Consider the following 2,670-nt stretch of genomic DNA (forward strand, 5'->3'; position numbering starts at 1 on the left):
CCTTTCGATAGACATCACTCTGATGTAAACAAAGCATTACCCCGTTAGCCCGGGGTAGAATTTCCGTGCGATATCCGGATAACTGCGCACCCAGCGCTGCCAGTATTTCTCACCAAAGACGTCGGGGCGAACCCGGCTCGCCATGCCGCCGATACCAGTGGCCATCTCTGAACGCGAAGCCATCAGTCCCTCGCTACGATGACGCGCACTGGCTTTAACCTGTTCCACGAGGTCTGAACCTAACGGCAGCGGTTCAAGTACCGTATTCAGATCCGGGCTGTAAAAAAATGCCGATGAGTACCGTTCGCTACCAGCTTTATTGACGACACGATGCGGCGTGGCGATAAAGTAATTGTGCGTTACCAGTTGCAACAATTCACCCGTATTAACCACCAGGCTCCCCGCTACCGGATCCACCGGGTGCCAGCTGTCATCATTTGCCTGCGCTTCGAGTCCCGGATTTTCATCCTGCAGCAATAGTGTCAGGAATCCTGAATCCTTGTGTATCCCGACTCCCTGGCCGCCATCGAGGGTTTGCGGATAACGAATCAGTTTCAGGTATGGCGAGGGATTCTCCCCGAATACCTGTTCTATATGAAGTTCGTCGAGGCCCAGCGCGAGCGACATCATGCGCAGAATTTGTCGGGAAAGCCCGGACAGGCGCGAAAAATAATCGCTGACGGTTTTGCGAAAACCCGGCAGCGCCGCCTCGGGAGGCCATTGATTGGGGCCCACCAGTGCCATGTAATAAGGGTCCGGGTCGGCAATGACATCGCGCTCGACACCGATATCGATCTGCTCGCGGTAGTCGATCTCGTTGTTGGTCAATTCCGAGCCCAGCTGTTCCCAGCCGCGAAACTGCGGTGAACGCTGCTTGTCGATGTCAGTCTTGATGTTCGCGGGCAATGAAAAGAAGTCCTTGAGTATCGCCAGGTATGCATCGCTGACCGGTTTGGGGATGCCATGATTGATCACGTAGAAAAACCCGACCTTATGGCACACCACGCGCACTTGCCTGCAAAGCTCGAGCCGTTGCTGACTGTCACCGGTAAACCAGGGTTCCAGGTCAATTATCGGGATCTTGTGGTTCATCCGATTTGAGCAGACAAGGTCGTTATCTCTGTGAGAGGATAGCCGTAAATTATAACCGAATATGGCAACGTCCATGATTAGCTATCTGGCCGATACTGTCGTCGCGCTGGTCGCGATATCGCACCTCGGATTCCTGGTGCTGGAAATGTTCCTGTGGGAAAAACCGGTGGGCTTGCGCGTATTCAGACAATCCGCGGAACGGGCCGCGATAACCCGGATTCTGGCTGCAAACCAGGGGCTCTACAATGGCTTTCTCGCGGCAGGCCTGTTGTGGGGGCTGATACCTGGCGCTGAGGGCAGCTCAATCAAGATTTTCTTTCTTGCCTGCGTTATCGTTGCCGGGATATTCGGCGCGGCTACCGTGAGCCGCCGGATTTTCTGGATCCAGGCCGCGCCAGCAGCGCTCGGCCTGGCGCTGGTATTGTTATCCTGAGGGTTATAGGAATGAATATCTTAAGAATCGCTGCTTTTGCGGACGCCGATCGAGGCGGTAATCCGGCGGGTGTCGTGATTGCCGACACGCATCCGGACGATTCCGAGATGCAGCGAATCGCGGCCGAAGTCGGTTATTCCGAAACCGCTTTTGCGATGCCGCAAGGGGATGCCTGGCGGGTGCGTTATTTCTCGCCCGAATCCGAGGTGCCATTCTGCGGCCATGCGACTATTGCCCTCGGGGCAGCGCTTGCGCTAAGGAATGGCAACGGTGTATACAAGCTGAAACTTAACCATACCGATATCACCGTCGAGGGAGAGAGCAGCGATGGAACACTTTTCGCCGCACTGCAATCCCCACCCCCCCACAGCGCACCGATGCCAGACCAGTTACTGGACGAGGTGCTGTCGCTATTTGGCTACCAGGTCAGTGATCTCAGTACCGAGATTCCACCGGCACTTGTTAATGGTGGCGCCGATCACCTTGCAGTCTGTCTGAATTCTCGTGCGGCGCTGGGATCGATGCATTACGACCTCGATGCCGGACGCGAACTGATGAACCGGGAAGGCGTGATCACAATCCTACTGGCGTACGCCGAAAACCCGCGCCGGTTTCATACCAGAAACCCGTTTGCGTCTGGCGGAGTTTACGAGGACCCGGCCACCGGTGCCGCGACCGCTGCATTTGCAGGCTACCTGCGCGATCTCGATTGGCCCCACGGCGGTTCAATTGAAATCATACAGGGTGAAGACATGGGCATGCGTTCCCACCTCAGGGCGGACATCGGCGCTGAACCGGGCGGCTCGATCCGGGTTTCCGGCAGCGCCCGTATTATGGAGGCTTGAACAACATGAAAATAACGATAGCTGGGCACCGCTTCGATGCCGATTTCGAGGATGTTAGGTCGCCCGCTACCTGCGATTCATTTCGAGCAGTAATGCCATTCGAAAGCGAAGTCGTGCACGTGCGCTGGAGCGGCGAGGGTGTCTGGATACCGCTTGGTGACCTGGACTTCGCGGTCGGTTACGAAGATGCGACCGCCTACCCCGCTCCCGGACAGATCCTGCTGTATCCAAAAGGGAAAAGTGAAACCGAAATCCTGATCGCCTACGGCAGCGTTCAGTTCGCATCGAAGGCAGGCACGC

The 2,670-nt window shown here is 56.4% G+C and carries 4 protein-coding genes; 3 read left to right on the forward strand and 1 reads right to left on the reverse strand.

The window, feature by feature from the left end:
• Nucleotides 1–36: 36 nt before the first annotated feature.
• Nucleotides 37–1,092, reverse strand: a complete 1,056-nt coding sequence (locus tag OES20_19130; protein ID MDH3636806.1) for an isopenicillin N synthase family oxygenase — start codon at nucleotides 1,090–1,092, stop codon at nucleotides 37–39.
• A gap of 73 nt (nucleotides 1,093–1,165) precedes the next feature.
• Between OES20_19130 and OES20_19135 the strand changes: the two genes are divergently transcribed.
• From OES20_19135 to OES20_19145, 3 genes are all read left to right on the forward strand, one after another.
• Nucleotides 1,166–1,525 carry a DUF1304 domain-containing protein gene (locus OES20_19135; protein MDH3636807.1) on the forward strand — a complete coding sequence of 120 codons (360 nt, stop codon included), beginning with the start codon at nucleotides 1,166–1,168 and terminating at the stop codon, nucleotides 1,523–1,525.
• Nucleotides 1,526–1,536: 11 nt separating this feature from the next.
• Nucleotides 1,537–2,370: a PhzF family phenazine biosynthesis protein gene (locus tag OES20_19140; protein ID MDH3636808.1), complete on the forward strand. Its 834-nt coding sequence runs from the start codon at nucleotides 1,537–1,539 to the stop codon at nucleotides 2,368–2,370.
• A gap of 5 nt (nucleotides 2,371–2,375) precedes the next feature.
• Nucleotides 2,376–2,670 (forward strand): DUF3830 family protein (locus OES20_19145; protein MDH3636809.1); only part of this gene is annotated, 295 nt, incomplete at its 3' end.

The organism is Gammaproteobacteria bacterium, from assembly GCA_029862005.1.
Classification (GTDB): Bacteria; Pseudomonadota; Gammaproteobacteria.

Coding starts and splice junctions, on each gene's coding strand:
- OES20_19130 (MDH3636806.1), bottom strand. CDS start 1,092: ATGAACCACAAGATCCCGATAATTGACCTGGAACCCTGGTTTACCGGT.
- OES20_19135 (MDH3636807.1), top strand. CDS start 1,166: ATGATTAGCTATCTGGCCGATACTGTCGTCGCGCTGGTCGCGATATCG.
- OES20_19140 (MDH3636808.1), top strand. CDS start 1,537: ATGAATATCTTAAGAATCGCTGCTTTTGCGGACGCCGATCGAGGCGGT.